19 protein-coding genes and 1 pseudogene are annotated in these 19,362 nt (G+C 66.6%); 3 read left to right on the plus strand and 17 right to left on the minus strand.

All coding sequences use genetic code 11. From position 1 onward, the window contains the following. Positions 1-727: 727 nt before the first annotated feature. A complete protein-coding gene (locus OG984_RS06055) occupies positions 728-2,320 on the plus strand; it encodes a hypothetical protein (RefSeq protein WP_328530711.1) in 1,593 nt (530 codons plus the stop codon). Between the two features lie 117 nt (positions 2,321-2,437). On the opposite strand, the gene OG984_RS06060 is transcribed toward OG984_RS06055, so the two are convergent. From OG984_RS06060 to OG984_RS06100, 9 genes and pseudogenes are all read right to left on the minus strand, one after another. Then, a complete protein-coding gene (locus tag OG984_RS06060; RefSeq protein WP_328530712.1) occupies positions 2,438-3,931 on the minus strand; it encodes a VirB4 family type IV secretion system protein in 1,494 nt (497 codons plus the stop codon). Then, on the minus strand, positions 3,928-4,590 hold the full coding sequence (locus tag OG984_RS06065; RefSeq protein WP_040755479.1) for a hypothetical protein: 663 nt from the start codon (positions 4,588-4,590) through the stop codon (positions 3,928-3,930). Before OG984_RS06065 ends, OG984_RS06060 begins: the two co-directional genes overlap by 4 nt. Beyond that, positions 4,566-6,017: an SCO6880 family protein gene (locus OG984_RS06070; protein WP_328530713.1), complete on the minus strand. Its 1,452-nt coding sequence runs from the start codon at positions 6,015-6,017 to the stop codon at positions 4,566-4,568. Before OG984_RS06070 ends, OG984_RS06065 begins: the two co-directional genes overlap by 25 nt. Continuing rightward, positions 6,002-7,237: a conjugal transfer protein TrbL gene (locus OG984_RS06075; protein WP_328530714.1), complete on the minus strand. Its 1,236-nt coding sequence runs from the start codon at positions 7,235-7,237 to the stop codon at positions 6,002-6,004. Before OG984_RS06075 ends, OG984_RS06070 begins: the two co-directional genes overlap by 16 nt. Positions 7,238-7,329: 92 nt before the next feature. After that, a complete protein-coding gene (locus OG984_RS06080; protein ID WP_328530715.1) occupies positions 7,330-7,647 on the minus strand; it encodes a DUF6112 family protein in 318 nt (105 codons plus the stop codon). A gap of 244 nt (positions 7,648-7,891) precedes the next feature. After that, positions 7,892-8,728: an aminoglycoside phosphotransferase family protein gene (locus OG984_RS06085; protein WP_328530716.1), complete on the minus strand. Its 837-nt coding sequence runs from the start codon at positions 8,726-8,728 to the stop codon at positions 7,892-7,894. Between the two features lie 162 nt (positions 8,729-8,890). Further along, a pseudogene (locus tag OG984_RS06090) lies at positions 8,891-9,370 on the minus strand (LOG family protein). Between the two features lie 10 nt (positions 9,371-9,380). Next, positions 9,381-10,274 (minus strand): phosphotransferase enzyme family protein, encoded by an 894-nt coding sequence (locus OG984_RS06095; RefSeq protein WP_328530717.1) that lies wholly within the window; start codon positions 10,272-10,274, stop codon positions 9,381-9,383. Beyond that, positions 10,271-11,596, minus strand: a complete 1,326-nt coding sequence (locus OG984_RS06100) for an XRE family transcriptional regulator (RefSeq protein ID WP_328530718.1) — start codon at positions 11,594-11,596, stop codon at positions 10,271-10,273. Before OG984_RS06100 ends, OG984_RS06095 begins: the two co-directional genes overlap by 4 nt. A gap of 185 nt (positions 11,597-11,781) precedes the next feature. Between OG984_RS06100 and OG984_RS06105 the strand changes: the two genes are divergently transcribed. Together OG984_RS06105 and OG984_RS06110 are read left to right on the plus strand one after the other, a co-directional pair. Continuing rightward, positions 11,782-12,447: a TetR/AcrR family transcriptional regulator gene (locus OG984_RS06105; protein ID WP_328530719.1), complete on the plus strand. Its 666-nt coding sequence runs from the start codon at positions 11,782-11,784 to the stop codon at positions 12,445-12,447. A 45-nt stretch (positions 12,448-12,492) separates the two neighbouring features. After that, on the plus strand, positions 12,493-12,678 hold the full coding sequence (locus OG984_RS06110; RefSeq protein WP_328530720.1) for a hypothetical protein: 186 nt from the start codon (positions 12,493-12,495) through the stop codon (positions 12,676-12,678). 272 nt (positions 12,679-12,950) lie between these two features. Here the strand turns inward: OG984_RS06110 and OG984_RS06115 are convergent, their stop codons facing one another. From OG984_RS06115 to OG984_RS06150, 8 genes are all read right to left on the minus strand, one after another. After that, positions 12,951-13,643, minus strand: a complete 693-nt coding sequence (locus tag OG984_RS06115) for a GNAT family N-acetyltransferase (RefSeq protein WP_328530721.1) — start codon at positions 13,641-13,643, stop codon at positions 12,951-12,953. A gap of 98 nt (positions 13,644-13,741) precedes the next feature. After that, positions 13,742-14,035, minus strand: a complete 294-nt coding sequence (locus OG984_RS06120; RefSeq protein ID WP_328530722.1) for a DUF6112 family protein — start codon at positions 14,033-14,035, stop codon at positions 13,742-13,744. A gap of 106 nt (positions 14,036-14,141) precedes the next feature. Then, positions 14,142-15,269, minus strand: coding sequence for a M23 family metallopeptidase (locus OG984_RS06125; protein WP_328530723.1), 1,128 nt, complete (start codon positions 15,267-15,269; stop codon positions 14,142-14,144). Between the two features lie 34 nt (positions 15,270-15,303). After that, positions 15,304-15,954 carry a cell wall protein gene (locus OG984_RS06130; protein ID WP_328530724.1) on the minus strand — a complete coding sequence of 217 codons (651 nt, stop codon included), beginning with the start codon at positions 15,952-15,954 and terminating at the stop codon, positions 15,304-15,306. 32 nt (positions 15,955-15,986) lie between these two features. Next, positions 15,987-16,931: a ParB/RepB/Spo0J family partition protein gene (locus OG984_RS06135; RefSeq protein WP_328530725.1), complete on the minus strand. Its 945-nt coding sequence runs from the start codon at positions 16,929-16,931 to the stop codon at positions 15,987-15,989. Then, the gene (locus OG984_RS06140; protein ID WP_328530726.1) at positions 16,924-17,784 is read right to left on the minus strand and encodes a serine/arginine repetitive matrix protein 2; all 861 of its coding nucleotides are present in this window, start codon (positions 17,782-17,784) and stop codon (positions 16,924-16,926) included. The genes OG984_RS06135 and OG984_RS06140 overlap by 8 nt, the downstream gene beginning before the upstream one ends. After that, complete coding sequence (locus OG984_RS06145) at positions 17,781-18,158, minus strand: hypothetical protein (protein WP_008359827.1); 378 nt, start codon at positions 18,156-18,158, stop codon at positions 17,781-17,783. The genes OG984_RS06140 and OG984_RS06145 overlap by 4 nt, the downstream gene beginning before the upstream one ends. Beyond that, a complete protein-coding gene (locus tag OG984_RS06150) occupies positions 18,155-19,069 on the minus strand; it encodes a bifunctional DNA primase/polymerase (RefSeq protein ID WP_008359826.1) in 915 nt (304 codons plus the stop codon). The genes OG984_RS06145 and OG984_RS06150 overlap by 4 nt, the downstream gene beginning before the upstream one ends. Positions 19,070-19,362: the final 293 nt, after the last annotated feature.

Consider the following 19,362-nt stretch of genomic DNA (forward strand, 5'->3'; position numbering starts at 1 on the left):
TTCCGATCCTGGAGCTCCCTGTCAGCGCTTCTGGCTGTCTGCGGAACCGCCATGTACGCGTCGCCTGCGGGATGAACATCACCAAGGAGACGACCGAGCCGATGACGCCGAACGCCTCGACGACGGCGGTCACCTCGACGGCCTGCGGCCGGGGCGTACGTGACCTCCGTCGAGGTCCCGAAGCATCCCGTCAATGCCGATCGTCACCGCGATGCCATGGCGGTGATCGCCGTGGCACTCGAGCAGCGAGCCGTATCCAGGAGGCTCCGTGACGAACACCTTGTGAGGTACCGGGCACTGACACGTGCATACCGGAGCCTCCTTCGGTCGGCGGTGCCGCCACGGGCGTGCCAGCTTGAGCATGATGCTGTCCATGGCGTGGCGAAGCGTGTGGGCATCCAAGGCGACCTCCTCGTGGGTACTGGAAGGTGCGCGCCTGGCCCCTGGGCATTCAGCAATGCACGGCGCGAAGGGCATTTTGGCTTTCCGCTCGGTGCTCATTCCGAGATCGATCGGTGAAACCGACTGCGAGGCGACTTCAACGTTGGTCCGCAGCAATGAACGTGAATCCGGGGTCGACGCCCGAACTTGTTGCGCAGCGCCTGGACCTGCACGATGCTCCCTCCGCGAATGGCCTGGCCTGCGAATCTGACCCATGTCGCGGAAGACGCACGTAGCGTGACCTTGCACGAGTCGGCGGGTTGAAGGATTCGCACGAAGGGGTCAGGTGAGCGATCGGGCGCAACGCCAGCCGACGCGAAGTAGGCGGCGCACGGTCCGTCTGCTGATTGTGCTGTGCCTGGCGCTCGCGCCGGTGGTCTACACGGCACCGGGGGTCGCTGCTGGCCCTGTGGCCCTTGACCTGGGGTGCGACAACGACGACCCGCCGATCCCGGCTTCGCCGCGTGGCCCGGGTTCGTTGGCAATCCAGGTCACCAAGCCGCCCTCAGCGGACGCCGACCCGTTCACCGATGAGGGCGTTACGCTGGAGTCGGTCTACGGGACGACGCCGCAGTGGTGGACGTACAAGAACGGGTGTACTGGACAGTTCATCGCCTCAGCCGGGACCGCGGTCGGCAACATCATCCTCGAGATCTCCGGTGTGATCCCGAACTGGACCCACGCCCTGCTCCACTCCGTCGTGGCGCCCGATTCGTCGCTACAGGCCCTCACCGAGCCTGTCGTGGACGCAACGAGAGCAGTCACCGAGTCGGTGTGGGCGCCGTGGATGACTGTCGTGCTTCTGATCGTTGGCGCGCTGGTGCTGTGGCGTGCTCGCTCGGGGGCGTTCGCCGGCTCGGTCCACGCGGGCGCGTGGGCGCTCGGGGTCCTGTTCGTGGTCTCGTTCCTGATCCAGTATCCCGCCGAGGCCGTGCGCGGTGTCGACTATGGGGTCCGGACTGTCACCACGACCTTCATCAGCGCGTTCAATGCCGACGCCCCGAAACCCGCAGAGGGCGAGGACCCGGCCGTGGCCGCGGTCGCTGGTCAGATGGACGACATCGTCCAGTCAACTCAGTATTCGGCTTGGCTCTCCGGTGCGCTGGGGGATGCGGACTCGGAGACGGCGACGAAGTACGGTCCGGACCTCTTCAAAGCGACCCATCTGTCCTGGGCGGAGGCCGAGACCTATCAGAAGGATCCCTCGGGCGACGGCGCCGAGGTCGTCAAAAAGAAGCAGAAGCAGTTCGCCCAGATCGCCGCAGAGATCGAGCGCGCCGACCCGGTCGCCTATGAGCATTTGCGTGGGGAGCACTGGACCAACCGTGCCACCGCTGCGCTAGTGAACGCGGCCGCCGTTGTCGTGGTCTGCGGCTACCTGCTGATCGCCGGCCTGGTCATCCTGCTCTCCTATGCGCTGATCCGGCTCGTGGTCCCGTTCGCGCCCGCAGCCGGAGTGCTGTTCATGATCGACCGCACCCGGGATATGGCGGTCGGGTCTCTCAAGCGCGTCATCGGGCCGCTGGTGATGGGGCCGGTCTACTTCCTGGTCGCGCTCATCCTGCTCCGCATCGACACCTCGATCCTCGCCTCCCGCGTGCCCTGGCCGCTCCAGATCATGATCATAGGTGTCCTTGCCTGGTTTGCCTGGCGGATGACCAAGCCAGCCACGTACGGGATTGGACTGTTCGGACACGGGGCCGGTTTCGCGTGGTCCTTCGCTGCTGGGCGCACTCGGCGGTCATGGCAGGATCACCAACCGCAGCCGACCTATAGCGAGCCGGCGACGGCAAGCGCGGCGCCAGCGCGTGAGGCTGGATCTCGAAGACTATCCCCGGGACCCGGAGAACATCCCAGCCTGGCTGCGAGAACGACTTGACGAAGCGCGAGCGAACGCCCACGCCTCCTGAGAGAAGGCAGTCTTGACGGTGTCGTCTCGGGGGAGGGGCGCCTACCGTCGTGAGTTCGAGTCCGAAGTGCCTTCAGAATTTCTGGACTAACGGGGAAGCCCCACGAAACGACCCGAGGTGTCGAAGAGTCCGAGCTCCTCGGGGTGCAGCTGATGCTGGCAGAGGAACGATCGGCTCTTGATCCTCCAGAGTCCCTGCCCTGTGCCGAGAGTGGGCAGGAGGTCCTGCTCGGTGCTGGTGAGCCCAAGGGCCGTCGCGGTGGGGCCGAGTTGGTCGGCTTCCTGCCGGTAGATGATGCGGGTCTCGGCGTTTGCGAGGAGCGAGGATGCGAGTGCGCGGGCCGCGGTGCCGGAGTCACCGACGTTGTCGAGGTCGGTGAGCTTGTGGAAGATGAGCATGTTTGCAATCCCGTAGTGGCGGGCCAAACGCCAGTGGGCATCCATCCGACGTAGGAGGGCTGGTTGCTGCATGAGGCGCCACGCCTCGTCGTAGACCACCCAGCGCTGCCCGCCGTCAGGGTCGAGGAGGGCGGACTCCATCCATGCGGACGCGCACGTCATCAGAACGGATATGAGGGTGGCGTTCTCGGTGACCCGCGAGAGATCCAGCGAGATCATCGGCAGCGTCGGATCGAACCTGACCGTCGACGGGCGGTCGAACAGGCCGGCGAGGTCGCCCGCGACGAGACGCCGAAGGGCATGAGCGGCCAGGCGCCCGTCTTCGGCAAGCCGGCCGTCAGGGTCGTCGCGCTTTAGGGGATCGAGGAGATGGTCGACGACCATCGGGAGTACCGGGACCTCGGCTCGTCGGACAGTTGCAGCGAGGGCTGTGTCGATGGCCGTGTGCTCGAGCGGGGTGAGGCTACGGCCGAGGACGGTTTCGGCAAGCGCACCGACCAGGTCGCGGCGCCTTGCGGTGACCTGCGCTTCCCACTGAGAGTCGTCCAGCCCGGAGGGACGGTGGCCCTCGTCGAGAGGGTTCAGCCGGGTCGGCATCCCGTGGCCGAGCGCGATTGCCCGCCCGCCAACAGCCTCGGCGACCGCGGTGTGCTCGCCCTTCGGGTCGCCAGGGACGTACACGCGCCGTCCGAACGGGATCGACCGGGTGTAGAGGCTCTTGGCCAGTGAGGACTTGCCGGAACCAACGATTCCGGCGAGGACGATGTTGGGTGCGGTGATCTGCCCGCGGGCGTACAAGACCCAGGGGTCGTAGACAAACGAGCTGCCGGAGTAGAGGTCTTGGCCGACGAAGACGCCGTCGGCGCCGAGGCCGCCTTCGGCGAGGAAGGGGTACGCGCCGGCCCAGGTCGCGGAGGTGTCCTGGTGTCGGGGGATGTGGAGTCGACCGGGAGTACGTAGGGTGACTGGTCCTCGCTCGCCGGCGCGAGGCACCGTTTTGTACGCGTCGCGTTCCTCGGCCAGTGCAGCGGCCTTGTCTCGCCTGCTGGAGCGGCGTGCTGATTGAACCTCGGTCACGCGAAGTGCGGTCTCGCGCTGGCGCGCCTTACGGTCCCGGCGGCGTTCTCGGTGGGGTGTGACCAGCGTCAGCGCCTGGAATCGCCCGCCATCATGCTGCCTCACATCGACAGCCCGGGAGTTGCGTTCGGTGATGTCGGCACAACCGACTCGACAGGACGTGAGTAGGCGACTCTGGCCTCGAGTTCGTGGGCGTGGTCGACGGCCTTGGCGATCTGCCTCGTCATAGCAGCGGCGCGGTGGAGCTCCCAGGAGACTTGGTAGGATGTCGCGCGCCCGCCTCGGACGCTGTCGGCTACGACAGGCCGGATGTCGCGCTTGGAGAGTCCGTCGTGAAACGCGCCGAGCTGATCGAGGACCTGCTCGGCCGACGCGAGTGTCTGCGAGATGGCGCCGAGAACGTCGTAGACATCCGCGGGATTCTCGATCGCACGCGTCGTGTGCGCGAGGGCGCGCATCGCTTGGCGTGCGTCCTCTGCATCCTTGGCGGGGTCATCCAACCTGGGCATCGTCTGCTCCTTCGCGTTGTGTGGATGTGAAGGAGGTGTGCCGGTTACGTCAGGGCAGACCGACGCGGTCGAACTCCTGCTGGAGCCGCGGTCGGCGGCGGTGCTCTTCGCGAGTTGGGCGACGAGTGCGTTCACCTCAGCGATCGCTTCCTCATCCGCCGCGGCCAGGCGCTGGCGGGTGCGAATCAGCGGGAGTACGGCATCGGCGAGGTCGTTCTCGGCGAGGACTCTCACCTGTTCGCGCTCGACCTGCACAACGGCAACGCCGCGGCGGCGAACGCCTGCGCCTGTTGCCCATAAAGCCGACGGGTCTCGCACGAGGCCTGGACAGCCGCTTGTTCGATCGATGCGACTGCACTCTCGAGCTCATCGGGACCTGTAGCAGTCACGCTGATCAGCCCAGTCGTACGCAGCAACCCGTGTCCCGCGGTGAGGTCGGCCTCCTGCTGAAGGATGTCGAGATACTCGGCAGCCTGCTGGGCGTCCTCGATCTGCCCGATCTTCGCCCGCTGAGCAGCATCCGAGACGTACTCGGTCTTCTTCTTGCGAATGTCGCGAGAAGCGGCGTCGGTGCGCATCGGCTTGAACAGGAGGGTAAAGGTCCGATGTACGCCCGTGGAGAGCAACAGCGGAGCCAGGAAGCCCGGGTAGACCTGCGACCGCGGCCACTCGCTGATCCACAACACTGCGTGGAACGCCGAGTCGGACCGAAGCATCGCCCAGGTCTCGGTGACTGCGAGCGGGCCCGCCGTGGCGAGGTCACGACCCAGGCTTCCGTGCCGTTCGAGGGTCGCGGCCACCGACGGGTCGTATGCCGCGCGCAGAGTCAGTGCAAGGTCGCCCGGAGTGAGCCAATCGCCCGGACTCAGGTCGGCGGCGCGTAGCGCGGCGGTCATGGTCTGCATCTCCTGACGAAGCACCGCAGTGGCACCACGATTGCCGCCGCCTGCCGCGCGAATCGAACGAGAAGCGCGCCGCATGTCGAGCGAGATCGAGATCGTGCTCGCGTGCCGCTCACCGGCCGGACCGGCACGCTCGATGAGTTCGGCGTACGTCTTCGCGGCCCAACCAGCATTCTGGTCGCCGCGTGCGGTCCACCAGTCAGACAGGCTCCGTCCTGATTCCGGGAGCGTACGTTCGGAGACCTGCACTGCCGCAAGCCGACCCGAACGGCATGCCGTGGCCAGCACCCGGCCCCACGACGTCACGCGGCGCTCCTGCTCAGCCGCGTCCAGGAGCACGAACGCCGGATGCGTCACGCCCACTGCCGCAGTCAGGGTGGCGGCGTGAGGATCATGCACCATAGCCGCGCCGGTCTCACGGTCCTCCCACTGGCGCAGGCATGCCGCATCACCCGGAAGTGCCAGCGTTCCGACGCGATGAGGTCTCGCGACCCTGTGCCGGTAGTCGAGTTGTTTACCTTCGCGGCGCCAGAGCCACACAGCCACGATCGGTGCCCACTCCACCAGGTGCCGGCCGCCGACGCGGCCCCATGCAAGGCCGGCGCAACCAACGAGCACCGGGGCCGCCATCGCCAGAGAAGCGGTCCCCCCGGCGTACAAGGCGACGACAAGCACGGAGACGCCCACGCCGATCACGGCGAGTTGGGGGAGTGAGAGACCAAGGAGTACGCCGCGCCGGCTCAGCCGGGAGAACTTGACTGGCGTCAGGGTGACGGCCATGCGCGATCACTCCTCGGTTGGTCGAGCGTATGGTCGGCGACCTGTGGCATCGGACGCTGCGACTCTTCTGGCGCCGCGGCTGCGGTGGTCTGCATGCCCGCGTCGCCTACGGCCTGGCCGACGCGTTGCCCGGCCTCCTGAGACTTCTGAAGTGCTTGAACGCCGATCAAGGCCGCTGCCGCGGCTGGAGGAGCGGTCGACGCCGCAACGCCTGACTTTGCAGGAGCGGAAGCTTCCTTGACACCCGGCGTGACCGGAGCCGACTGAGGCGCCGCGGGCTTGCCGGTTGTCGGACTGCGCGCTCCGTCTTCGGCTCCACCGTCGAGGACCTGCTTCGCCTCTGCCGGCGGCCGCCTGACCGGGATCGGCATCGGCCGGTTGAGCGCCTGTTTGGTCTCCTGCTCGGCCGACATCGCGTGATACATGTCGAAGCCCATGAAGCTGATCGCTTTGTACGCGATGTACGGGGCGAACCCTGCGACCAGCATCAGCACGATCCCGGCGATCGGGTCGGAGATCGACTTCAGATCCGCGTCGATCGGGGCAGAGACCTGCGTGGCGGCGATCAAGAAGATCACGACGATGACCAGCTTCGACACGATCATCGCGACGACGAAGGACACCCACCGTCCGACCCAAGCCCGGGTGTGGTCCCAGCTCGACCCGGCCAGCGCCAGGGGAGCGAGCACGACCGCGATCAGGAGCAGTGCCTTACGAGTCAGCAGGCTGAGCCAGACCAGGAACGCACCACCGATCGCGAGGGTGCCGAGGAAGATGTTGATGATCGCGCCGGCACCTGGGTTGGACATCGTGATCCCGCCGAGCCCAGCGACAAGCAATCCGATCCGCTCACCCATCTCCGCCATCGTGTTCCCCGTGGCATGGACGATGCCCACACACAAGCGGTCGGTGATCTCGAGCGCTGTGCCCACCAGCGTGAGAACGACGAACGAGCCCAGGATCGACTTGGCCAGGCCGAGCGCGGCACGTGTGAGTGCTGGCGGCTCGCGGCGGATCATCCCGGTGATCACCTGCAGCAGGAAGAACCCGAGCATGATGAACAGCGCGACGCCGAAGATCAGGTTGTATACCTGTGTATAGCCGCTGCTTGTCACGTCGACGAACGTTGTGTCGTCGAGCACTGTCCAGACGGTCTCGAACATGGCCTTCGCCGCCGCGCCGGTTGTTTCGGCCAGCCACTCGAACGGTGCTGCCGCCACACTGTTCGCGGCGTCATCCGCTGTGTTGCACACCGTCGAGATCGCCGGTACGTCGCATACACCCATCGCTGCTCCCCGGTCCCGTTCGCCAGTCAGACCGACTGGCCGACGTTCCAGAAGAAGTTCACCAGCGTCACGGATGCCCCGCAGACGACTGCCGCGCCGAGCGCGACGAGAACGCCGAGCTTCCCGCGGCCAGCCAGGTGGGGGTTCGACGAGTTCGCCCCGAGCGCCCAGACAATCGCGGAGATAATCAGCGCCAAGACCGCCAAGATCAGACCGATGGTCATCGTCGCGCCGACGACATTGCGGAGCTGAGCGATGCCGGGCAGCCCGTTGGAGTTCGGCCTGATGTTGATGTCGGCGATGAGCGATGCCGCTATCGGAAGAATCGTGGTGCTGATGTTCACGACGCTGGTCCTTGATGTCGGAGGGCCTTGTACGTCGTGAAGGTGTGGGATCGACGCCAACCTGCTCAAAGTGCGGCAGGTCGGCGCGCGGCGCTGGAGAGACGGACGGCCGCGTGATCGGATGCCCGTACTCGACATCCTGTGACCAGTGGGGGAGCGGTGCTTGTTCCCGCAGGTCAGCAGGGTGCGCCGCTAGTCGTCGGAAGCCTGGCGCCAGGGCGCTTGCGGAAACCGGTGTCGAGCGTCAGCGGTACGTCGTCCATCGTGCTTCGAGATCACCGCTGCGGAACGTGTCGAATCGGTGGCGCCACTGCTCCCGAACGCTGGGGTTGGTGGCGAGCACAGGTAGCACGCTGCGGACGAGCTGCAGCTCACGCAGTCGCCGAAACAGCGGGAACCCCGCCCACGTGAGGATGTCGACGCCGTAGGCCTCGACGAGCTGGCCGTGGTAATCGACTGGATAGCGGAAGTGGAGCCTGCCGACGGCCGCCGGCGTGAGATCCCACTCCCGCGGGCCGACGCAGGTGGAGTCGAAGTCGCACAGGACGGGTCCGTTTGGTCCAGGGATCAGGTTGCCGACAAAAGGGTCGCCGTGTATCGGCCCAGGGGCGAGGACATAGTCGACCTCGTCGAGGTCCGCGGCAATGCTGTCGGCCGTCTCAACGAGGAAGGCGTGCTCGGCGCTGCTCAGGACGTCGGCGGTCTCCAGGCGGGAGCGAATCAAGCCCAAGGTGTTCCACGGCGGTAGATCTGGGGCGTCACCCAGCGAATGGAACAGCCGCAGGATGTGCCCGATGTCGCGGCCGGTCGCAGGGCGGCCGGTGTCGGTCACGAGTTCCCACAGGCTGACGGCATGCCCGTCGATATCGAGCGGCTGCGGCACGTCGGTGGCGAGTCGAACGGTTGGCATGCCGTGGTGCTCAAGCCAGCGGGCGACGTCGACGACCTTGCCTGCGCTCCGTCCGACCGCGGCCGAGCCTGCGATGCGGACCACAAGGTGGCTGTTCGGAAGGGCAAAGACGGCGTTGTTCGTGAGCTTGATCAGCCGGGCTTGCGACGCGTCTGCGTCACCTGGGCGCACACCTTGTCGAGGATGAGGTACGGCCATAATCCAGGGTCGGGTGCGGAGTATGTGGGCGACTTGGGGTGCACATCAATCATCATGCGGTAGCCCGAAGGCTCTCGATATCGTAAGAGGCCACTGGCTTCTCGGAAGCCCGCGCGGGCGGCTTAAGGGAATCGGCTACGGGTGATGCTGAAGTGCGAACCGCACAGCCTCTTCTGGCGTGGAGGCTACAGGTGGAGCGTCCGGGACCGGCTCGCCGTCGGCGGTGAGCAGCTGCCAGCCCCCGATGGTAATGATGGGTACGGGTCGTCGTCGGGCCAGCGCGAGCTCGGACAGGGTGCCCCAGGATCCGCCGACAACGATGACAACGTCGGCAGATCAGATCAGGATGGCGTTTCTCGCCTCACCCATGTTGGTGGCCAGAACAGCGTCGAGGTCGGCATTCGCGTCGCTAGTTTCTGGTCCCGGGCGTATGCCGATCACGAGCCCGCCAGCTTGCTTGGCGCCGGAGGATACGGCGGCCATGACGCCGATGCCGCCGTTGATGACGGTGGCGCCAGCCTCTGCGAGGAGCCGGCCGATCTCATGAGCGTTGGTGCGGTCGTCGTCGGTGCAGTGGCGGGGGCCGCACACAGCGACCTGCAAGGCACGAGGCATGAACGCGAGCCTAGGGCAGCGGGTCCCAGCGCCACGGTCGTGGACCGTTCATCCCCCGAAGGCAGTCGACCCGAGTGACTGCGTTCGACCTCAGAGCTGGGTCGTGCTGGGCTCGGTAGGCGGCATAGCAGGTGACTCGGAGTTCACGGATGTCGCGGAACAGGTCGAACCCGTCCCATCGGGTGACGTCGCGTCCGTAGGCCTCGCAATAGTCGGCGTAGTCCTCTGCCGACAGAGTTGAGTACGACGTCACCCGGCATGCCGTCGAGGTCAGGTCCCACTCGGGCGGGCCGATGGTGCACCGCTCCAGGTCGAGGAAGGTGACCCCCTCGACGGTGCTGACGACGTTGCCGGCCCAGGCGTCTCCGTGGATCAGAGAGTCGGAAAGGCCGCGGGGCCGATCCGTCCAGGCTGCTTGGAGGTCTTCGAGCCTCGCCAGTAGCCAGGTGCGATCGTCGGTTCGCAGCCAGGTCGCGGCGTTGATGCGTTCCTCGAGGCGCACGAATGGCGCCACTTGGGCGACCATCGTGTCGGGAGTGGGCAGGGAGTGGAGTTGCTTCAACGCGGCAGCGACCTCTCGGGGCGTGCCCGGTCTATGGTCGCCGAGGTCATGCCAGAAGGTGACTGGGTGGCCCTCGACGATGACGGGCTGTTCGACATCGAGGGATGCGTACGGGTGAACCGCGCGGACTCCGTTGGTGTTGAGCCATCTACCTAGGAAGACCTCCCGCCTGGCGGCCTGTTCTTGACCGGGTTTGGAGACCCTCGCGATCGCACCGTGGGGGAGGCGGTAGACATGGTTCTCGCCCGCGCTGAGCAGCTGTGCGTCCGCAGCCGACAACCCGGCGCGGCGGCAGGCAGCAGCCAGAATCTCGCCCGACCCGAGCACTGGGGGCGGGTTCACGAGGCGACGCCAACGGTACGGACGGTCTCCAGCACTTCAGCCACTTGATCGCGCTGATCGTGCTGATGAAGTCGCGCAGACTGGGCGATCTCCATCGCAGTCCGATGCAGCCGCTTGGAAAGCACACCTGCTGCGTCATCGACAGCAGCCTGGGCGATCTCGACTGCGTGGTCCGGGTCGCCGGTGCGCATGGTGAGCGCAGCCAGCTTGAACCCGCTGATCGCCCGCGATCGGATGTAGGTATCGGGGTGCTGGTCGACCGCGATGGCGAGCCGGCGCGTCGTGTCCTCGACGCGTACGCCGTGGACGGCCAGCTCGGCAAGGGCATGCCCGGTGTCGCCACAGTGCTGGGCGTAGTCGTAGTAGGCCATCCACGGCACGTCGTTGCCGGGATCGGCCCGGGCGAACGCATCATCAGCTTCACCAACCGCCTGCAGCGTCGCATCGACATCGCCCCGCCGACCATGGGCACGGGCCACCGCGGTAAACAGCATGGCCTGCTCCGTCGCCGTGAGCCGGTCGTGCCGAACGAGCCCCAGCTCCGAAAGGGTCAGCGCGCCCTCGGCGTCGCCAACCCAAACCGCTTGTCGTGCGCGCCAGGACAACGACTTCGCGCGAAGGTGCCAGTCACCGCAGTCCTCGGCACAAGCGGTGGCAAAGGCCAGAACCCGATCAGCGAGCTGGTGCTGATGGGAGTCGAACAGCAGAGCACCGGTGGCGACACCGAGCTGACCGACCGCAGCGAGCAGCTCGGGCCGGAGCCGCGGCGGGCACGGCAGCTTCAGCAGGTTCGCCGCGCGGCTCATCTCTGACGAGACGGCATGACCAATCTGCTCGCTCCCGTGCGCATGGGACCACGAGCTGAAGAAGTCCCCGGCGGAGCGCAGGCGAGCAATGTCAGCCTCACTGACCGTCGCTCTCGGGGCCAGAGCCTCCAGCTCGTGCGCAATCCCATCGAGCGATGCACCCATCCCAACTGCACCGACCGCACCGAGGGTCTGCAGGAACTGGCGGCGGTCTGGTGCCGGCGTGCGCCCGTGACGCGGCGTATCGGGCGACGGATGATCCTCGTCGGGTTTGTCTGGCAGGTCGTTGGATGCCCCCGCTTGTGCGAACCGAGCCTTGGCGGCGTCGTCTGCCTGGGCCAGGGCTGTGTCGAGGATGGCCTGCATGTGGGGTCTCGGCTCACGTGCGGCGCCCGCCTGTTCCCACTTCGAAACTGTCCGGTGAGGGACACCGAGGTGGTCGGCGAACTCGCGCAGGCTCATGCGCAGTGCGACCTTGCGCAGCCGCCGTGCATCCGCTCCCGTCCACGTATCCACCTCGGCATTGAACCAGGTTCGAGCGACGAAGGGGAGCACTTGGGCGGCGGAAGGGCGGCAGCAGGACGTTCCAGGGGACTCCGTTTCTGACGAGGCTTGTGAACGCCCGGGGCGCCGAAGGGTTTCCTACAACTTGCGGCGGTGTCCTGGGCACCAACCTGCCAACCACACCCGACGGAGTCTCGATGAGTTCCGCAGCCAGACGTCCTCGCCCCGGCCGGCCCCGGCATATCCCGCCAGTCGACAGCAACCTGTCGCCTCGCGAGCAGATTCTCGACGTGTGCGCCCGACTGTTCACGCAGTATGGTTACGCTGCTACCTCCACGAGAGACATTGCCGACGCGGTCGGGATCAGACAGGCGTCGCTTTACTACCACTTCGCCGGGAAGCCCGGAATCCTCGAGGAACTACTCGCGCGGACCGTGCGGCCCACAATCGACCTGCTCGACAGGATCGAGGCCGTCGCCGATGAGCACGGCGCAGCAAGCGCGTTGTATGCCTTAGTGATGATCGACACGGCCACCCTCGCGAAGGCCCCGCACAACTGCGGTCGGCTGCCTTCGTTCCCCGACGTGCGTTCGCAGGAGGAGTGGCAGCCGTACAAGCTGATCCACCGCGACCTCGTCATAGCCTACGACCGGCTCGGTCGTGAGGTCGCCGGCAAGGACGTCAACGGAACTTGGATCGAGAACCTGGTCGAGATCGTGGTGGCCAACCGCGCCGAAGGGCTGATCGTTGATGAGGCCGAGCGCCACATAGTGGCGACGAGCGTGCTCAGGGCCTGCGGAGCCACCCACGAGCAGATCACCACCGCGAAGGCCGTTGCCTGGGCCGAACTGCTAGACGAGTAGCCAGCCCTCTCAAACACCGGGCCTTCGAGCGCGGATGCCTGGGCGATGAACATCGAGGAGTGTGGCCGTCAGATCGGTGACCTGTGGCGGGCGGGAGCCATTGATGGTGGCATCCGTGGGACCCTGGCGCGCGTCGTGATCTTCCACTGGAACCGCATAGGCCTCCAGGTCCGGCAGCAATCACTCCTGGCCGCTACAGCTCGGGACGCGTTCCTCGGTGACGCGGAGTGACGCCGGACGGTCAGAGGACGCACTGTTCCAGTGCCGTACCTACGTGGACCCCTGGCGACATCGGGCCGGTTCGCCGAAATCTTCGCCGACCAGGTGTAGGTATGGATCGGAACGACTCAGAGGCGGTGAGCATGCTTGTCAGCAGCGCCCGCCAGTTGGCCAAAGGGTTCGTACGTCCCCTCGGCCACCGCTGGGAGCACAGTCGGGCCGTCGTAACGCGGGTCGCAGAGCTCGGCTCGAGTTTCCCTGCGGCAGACCGGGATAACCCGTCGCTATTCAGTCTGAAGAAGATCGCGAGCGACAGATCCGAGCAGCGCCTGCCCGTTGTTCGTGATCGGTTCTTCGACGCTCTTGATGGGCATCAGGTCTCGGGCAGCGCGGATCAGTCGACCGCCGATGCCCCGGCGACGCCACGCGGCTGCCGTCCAGATGTGGGCTAGGGATTCGTACTCGCCGTCATCGTCGCGGTCGTGGAAGACCGCGAAACCGACGAGGTTGCCGCGAAAGGTTTCGCCGTTCAACTTGTATGGACTCGCGGCGATGATCCAGACGCCAGCTTGGTCGGGTGGTGTGTCCCAACGGGTCTCGCGCTTGTAGGCCAGTGCTGCTTGCGCCGGCGCTGTGTCTCTCCAGTCGACGTCGTCGGAACTCCACCTGGTCAAGCAGTCTGCACCCGCTGGATCACTGAGGGTGCCCTCGTCCATGTCGACGGTCATGACGATGAGCGGTGGGAAGTCTTCCTCGTCCGTTATGGTTCCAGGCCAGGTCATCCGCGGGCCTCTTTCGGCGATGATCGCTTCGTTGGCCAGGCGGTAGAGCCAATCGAGGTCATCGACGACATGCGCGAGCAATTCATCATCTCCCGCCGTCATGGCGGTGGGCGGCAGGATCCCACGAAGAGCGCGGTGCACCTCACGGATCGGACCATCCAGTTCGGAAGTGAAGTGCGGGGAGTCCTTGATCATGTTGCCCTCTCCATCGGGTCGACTCTGCGTGAGCCAAGCTATGTCCTGAATCGGATAAGTTCAGGGAGGTTGTAGTCACCGGGGCTGATGTCGCCGCATCACTGGAACTGGTTGCCGATGCCGATGAGCCAGTTCGCCCAGGCGAGTGCGCCGCCGACGAGAACGGCGCCCGCCAAGGAAACAACGAGGCCGGTCTTCGCCTTATCGGCCGCGTGCCAGTTTCCGCGGGAAGAAGCAATCGCCCATGCTGCGGCGCAAACGATGAGCATGAGCATCGAGGTGAGCAGGCCGTAGGTCAGCAGCGCACCGACGACGCGGCGAAGCTCAGATGCGTCGGCGACGGCTCCGAGATCGGGATAGACGCGGGAGGGTACGAGGCGGAGCGATGCCATGCACGGAAGGTGTGAGATCGCGGCCATGGACGGACAGAAGTAGCCTCGCAGGAGTCTTGGGTCTCCGGCGGGGCTGAGACCAATCATGCGGTGGTCGGGGCGCTTGTCAGCAACGTTGGCCAGAGGACCTGAGCGGTTCGATGAGGTCGACGGCGCCGTGGTCTGCAAGCCACGGCGCCGGATCGATCGCAGACGCGTACGTTCCATCGTGCCGGATCTCGAAGTGCAGGTGGGGTCCGGTCGCTTTCCCGTCGGCTCCGACATCGGCGATGTGCTGCCCGGCAACGACGACATCTCCTTCGCGGACATGGATGCCCTCGGCGTACATGTGGGCATAGCCTGAGAACACTTGGCGACCGGCGACGGTGTGCTCGATCAGGATCAGATGCGCGTAGCCGGACGAGACGGCGCCCGCGAAGACGACTCGGCCGTCCGCGATCGCCAGGATCGGCGTACCGAGCGGTGCCGCGTAGTCGGTGCCGGAATGGATGGTGTCGATGTGGGTGACCGGATCGGTGCGTGAGCCGTATCCGCTGGACTTCGCCCAGGTCTTCGCTGGGAGCGGGAAGACGACGCGGGCCGTCTGGGTAACGGCCGGCGTCTTGCCAGCTTTGGGCTGCGACGTCAACGCCTCGAGGATGGCGTCAGCGACCGGGGCATACCGGGCATACCGATCGGGAAAGGCTGAGACCTCGACCGCCTGGGCGGCGGCCCCAGGGCTCATCGAACGCCAGCCGGGGATGTCAAGGAGACCGCGAGGTGAGCCGCGGTTTGGGCCGCGCGGGCCGCCGAAGAACGCCCGCGCCTGGTAGGTCGCCTCCATGAGCTGCGCGACCGTGCCCCAGCCTGTCGACGGTCTCATCTGGAAGAGGCCGAGCGAGTCGTGATCGCCGCCGTCTCCGTCGTTGGGGAATCGCGCGGACTCAGGGTAGGCGCCCGCGTTGGCGAGCATGCGAAGGCTTGATTCGGTGAGCGCGGCCATGAGAGCGATGCGTACGCCATCTCGGCCTACCCCCTTGGTCTGCCCACCGATCGTCACGATGGTCGCGGCCCTGGAGAGCTGCGTGCGGTCGAGCGTCAGGTGGACGCCGTCGGCTGTGGCCACCGCCAGACTGTCAGGAACCTCGCCGACGCTGGGGCCGCAAGCACCGTCGCTCCCGAGCGCGGCGACAGCCAGTACGGTGACTCCCAAGAGGTAAGCCGTCGGTGAGAGGAACAGGACGAGCGCGAGCACGACGAGACCGATCTTCCGCATGACGCCAACCGGGTCAGGGGAGCGGATGGTTGAGCTGGGACAGGCGAAGCAGCTTGCATTCGTCGTACGTCGGGCGGCACGTGATGAACACCGTGAAAGTGACGCGTTCGACGGTCTGAGCCTGCTCGCCTTGCCAGATGCCTGAGCGGCGTCGGAGCCCCGAGACCGTGAAAGCCGTCGTGCCGGCGGCGAGCTCGCGGCCGGCGTCGTCGGCTCTTGTCTCGTCCCACGAGTCGGGGACGGCATAGGAATTGATATCGATCCACTGCCGGACGCGATAGCCGCGTAGGTCCGCCCACGAAGCAGGCGAGGGCAGGTACGTGGCCAGGTCGGTCACCAGACCTGCGGACTCCTCCCCAGACGGGTCGGCGACGGCAAGGATGCGGCCGGTGTAGTCCGAGAGGGGAATCGCCGTGGTCGTATCCCAGTCGAAGAGTGCGCTGGCGACCGAGACAGCGAACGTCTCCGGGTTGTCGGTCTTCTCGACGGGGCTGATGCTGGTCGTGCCTGGCGGCGATCTATGACCAGGATCCGTACGCGAAGCCGAGGGAGAATCGGCGGGGCTCGGCGCATTGCTCGGCCCTGCGAAAGCCAGGCAGGCACCGAGCATGGCACCGAAAGTTGCCAGGATTGCGATCGCGATGAGGATGCGGCGTGGCGGCATGGTTGTCCTCCTGAAGTAGAACGGTGCGCCGGCTAGGAATTGGCCGCCGGCGAGGTTGCATCGGGCTGGTCGGTGCGCGCTTGTCGTGCGGCGCGCGCGAAGTCGGTGGTGCCGGCGAGCACACTCTCGAAGAGCTCCCAGTCCGCGTCGCTGAGCGCGGGTCCGATCTCGGTGGGGTCGTAGTGCGTCCACCAGCCGTCCATCTCGGTCCATGTGATGACGAAGGCACGAGCTGACCACGCGGTGGGCTTGGGGCGTCGTGACCGGGGCTGATGGATCCGGTCGATGGCTTCTTGGGCGATCGTGGCGAGACCTGGCTTGTCTGCTGCGCTGGCAACCTGGCGGACGGTCCGGTGCGCAGCGCTGACCGACGCTCCCTCGTCGATCGCATTCAGGGACTCGGCTGCGACCTGGCGTACTGCTTCTGGCATCTCACTCGCCGTAGCGACATCCTGGATCTCGCCGATGCGGTCCAGGCGCTGGTGGGAGTCGGCGCCGGTGATAGCGGTCGACGCCTGCGCACGGGTCTTGCCCGGTGACGGTGGTGTTGAATCAACACCACCGTGGCTTCCCGTGTGGTCTGCCTGAGCGCCGAAGCGGGTCGCCGCCTGTCGGCGGGCAGCGTCTTCCTCCATGACCTGTTTGAGCTCGCGGTAGAGCTCGGCGGCCTCGGTGGGGGAGAAGGGCTTGTGGAGAAGGTTCTCGTCCTTGAGCGCGAAGAGCTGGTTGAGTTGGTCCGAGATGCCAGAGCGCACCCAGACTCGTACGCTGCGCCAGCCGAGCCGCTTGACGGCCTCGAGTCGGCGGCGGCCGCACAGGAGCGCGCCATCGGGCGCGATGGTGATGGGTTGGAGCAATCCGAGGTGCTCGATGGATGCCATCAGCTTGTCGATGTCGCCCAGGTCGTTGCGGTGGCGTACGCCGACGGTAATGGAGTCGACGGTGCGCTCCAGCTCGATGTAGCCCCGGTCAGACATGAGCCGGCCCTCGCTGGACTTGAGTTGCGGTGCGGGAGAGAGCGACGACCAGCTGGTCGTCGTCGAGCACCTCCTGCGGGCTGAATCCCAGAGCGAGTCGCTGGAGGAGTCCCCGGCCGGAGGCGGTCTGAGCACGCTCGGGGTTCGGGCTGCCCAGCACGATCCGCAGGGTTGTCGCCCAGCTGCGTCGGTCCAGGTCGAGAGCTGCTCGAGCGGCATGGTCTCGCCGCAGAGTCTGGTGAGCAGTCGGCCGTGAACCTGACACCGTCAGTCGACCACAGATGCAGTCGATCGTGGCTCGCGCGCTGTCCTCAGGCCAGCCGAAGGCGACGAAGATGGCAACCGCCATGTCTGCGGCAACATAGGCGCCGGTGCCTGGACCATCCAGATCGTGGTGGCCATCCAGCCGGTTGAGGAGCTCGTCCTCATCGGTCTGCCACCGGAAGGCCGGGTGGTAGTCGTAGACCGGATTCTCCCGATCACTGAACCGCTCGGCGTCGTGGTACGCGGTCATCTCGGCCCGTCGAGCCCGCATCGTCGAGCACAACAGCCCCTCAGCCCGTTCCTCGGCGATCATCGTGATCTGGACGGCTCGCGTGACCACCGCCCACGGATCCGTCGCGTTCCGCGCAGCGGACGTGAGCATCACTTCGTACGCCGCGCTGGCTGCGTCCTCGGGCTCCTGGCGGTGGCGGCGGGCGAGTGCGGCGTACTTGTCGATCGTGTAGCGGACGAGCTCAGCAGCCTCGGGGTCGTCGACCCAGGATCCTTCGCCGGCGTCGTGCAACCGCGTGAGAAGCGCTCGCAGACCCTCTGGGGTGGTGAACGGCGCGAGCACGACATCGCTGGTCATAGCCCGATCCGTTCTCGTGACACCGACGACCGTGTCGGTGTCGTGTGGGTCGGCGGCAGGTCCGCGATCGCTCGTCGGCTCACCCTCGCTCGGATCCTCGTGGCGACCGCACCTGGTGTACGGCGAGTCGACTGCGCGACCTGCCGCTGAGCGTCGATGCCGAATCGGGCGTACTTGCTCCCGACCATCCCGGGAAGGTCGCTGGGCCGCACCCACATGACGGACTTGTTGCGCGCGATATCGGGCTTCGCCTGCCGCTGGGAAGGATCGCCGTGCACGGCCAGATGGGACGGTTCCGTCGTCGCGCCGGCGTCGGGCTGGACTGGATCCGGCTCGGGGACGGTGTGCCGGACGTACGGCTGGTCGGTGTTCATATCGCCACCGCCTCACTCGTCCGGGTAGGGCCCCGGCCGCTCCCACGGGTCTGCTGCGGACCGAGCCGGGAGGCGATTCGGTACGCGGATCGGATCGTCGACTCGGCCTCTCGACTCGGGAGGCCGGCGGTCTGTGCCGCATCACCGAGCATGGACACCGCGACGTCGTACCGTTGTCCGCCCTCAGCCATCCGGCAGGCTGCCCAGAACAAGCTCTGGTTCCTCGCGCCCTCCGGGCGCGTGGCGACCCAGTGAGCGAGCCGGTCGGGTCGAGCGTCGCCGAGCGTCAGCGCTGCCGGCGGGCGTACGGCTCTCGGCGGGTCCAGGAAGCGACGAAGTGCATCAGAGTCGAGCGGACGAGCCTGGTGCTGCGCGACAGCGATGACCTGGTAGGCGCGGCTGGTCGCGTCGGAGTTGGAGATCCGCGAGGGCGGCGCGATGACGTAGCCACCGTCCCCGCGGAAGTCGAGATGCTGCCCGGGCAGTGACCACGACCGCATCTCCGGATCGATCGGCCGGAAGTAGGCGTGCAAGCCGCCAGACGGCGTACGCACCAGCCAGCTCCACCGGTCCACGAGTCCAGCTCGTCCCGCTCGGTCGAACGCGGCGAACCCGGTCCGGTCGCCATGCACATCGACGTCGACCGCGGCGAGTCCGCTCGCGGCGCCGGTAGGGATGCCGATGTTCGCGTCAGGATGACGCTGCCACCAGCGCTGGACCTGGCGGATGCTGATGGAAGCGTCCTTGAACCCGCGTAGCGTGAGCGGTTCCTTGCCGCCCGGTACGCATGGGAACACAGGGATCCTGGTGGTCGCGAGCGCGACCGCCGCATCCTTCAAGCTGCCCGCCGCTGCGGCATCGCGCATCGTCTGTGGCGACCAATGCGGGGTGAGGTTGGGTGCGTCGTTCATGCCCACCACGCTGGGACGCGCCCCTCCCGCACCTTCTCACCGGTGAGGTGCCGTGAGGCTGGCAGGAGTCGCGTTTAGGCAGGTCAGGAGGCTTCCTGAAGTGGCTGGACGTGCCGGGATCACAACCGTCGCCAGCATCCGCGGCGCGCAACTTGTCGGTGCTCACGACCATACTCACGGCCAAGGAAGTGCAGGCTCACGACGAAGGCAGAAGGATGACTCGGGCGTCATATATTCAGCGCGGTGCGATCGCGTTAGTTGGTGCAGTAACTGTGGGGACGATCGTGACCCTG

Origin of the sequence: Nocardioides sp. NBC_00368, from assembly GCF_036090055.1 — a bacterium.
Classification (GTDB): domain Bacteria; phylum Actinomycetota; class Actinomycetes; order Propionibacteriales; family Nocardioidaceae; genus Nocardioides.

What these genes read in the sequence shown, in the direction of transcription:
- OG984_RS06070 (WP_328530713.1), bottom strand. Translation starts at nt 6,017, where the DNA reads ATGGCCGTCACCCTGACGCCAGTCAAGTTCTCCCGGCTGAGCCGGCGC.
- OG984_RS06105 (WP_328530719.1), top strand. Translation starts at nt 11,782, where the DNA reads ATGAGTTCCGCAGCCAGACGTCCTCGCCCCGGCCGGCCCCGGCATATC.
- OG984_RS06110 (WP_328530720.1), top strand. Translation starts at nt 12,493, where the DNA reads ATGAACATCGAGGAGTGTGGCCGTCAGATCGGTGACCTGTGGCGGGCG.
- OG984_RS06115 (WP_328530721.1), bottom strand. Translation starts at nt 13,643, where the DNA reads ATGATCAAGGACTCCCCGCACTTCACTTCCGAACTGGATGGTCCGATC.
- OG984_RS06120 (WP_328530722.1), bottom strand. Translation starts at nt 14,035, where the DNA reads ATGGCATCGCTCCGCCTCGTACCCTCCCGCGTCTATCCCGATCTCGGA.
- OG984_RS06130 (WP_328530724.1), bottom strand. Translation starts at nt 15,954, where the DNA reads ATGCCGCCACGCCGCATCCTCATCGCGATCGCAATCCTGGCAACTTTC.
- OG984_RS06135 (WP_328530725.1), bottom strand. Translation starts at nt 16,931, where the DNA reads ATGTCTGACCGGGGCTACATCGAGCTGGAGCGCACCGTCGACTCCATT.
- OG984_RS06140 (WP_328530726.1), bottom strand. Translation starts at nt 17,784, where the DNA reads ATGACCAGCGATGTCGTGCTCGCGCCGTTCACCACCCCAGAGGGTCTG.
- OG984_RS06145 (WP_008359827.1), bottom strand. Translation starts at nt 18,158, where the DNA reads ATGAACACCGACCAGCCGTACGTCCGGCACACCGTCCCCGAGCCGGAT.
- OG984_RS06150 (WP_008359826.1), bottom strand. Translation starts at nt 19,069, where the DNA reads ATGAACGACGCACCCAACCTCACCCCGCATTGGTCGCCACAGACGATG.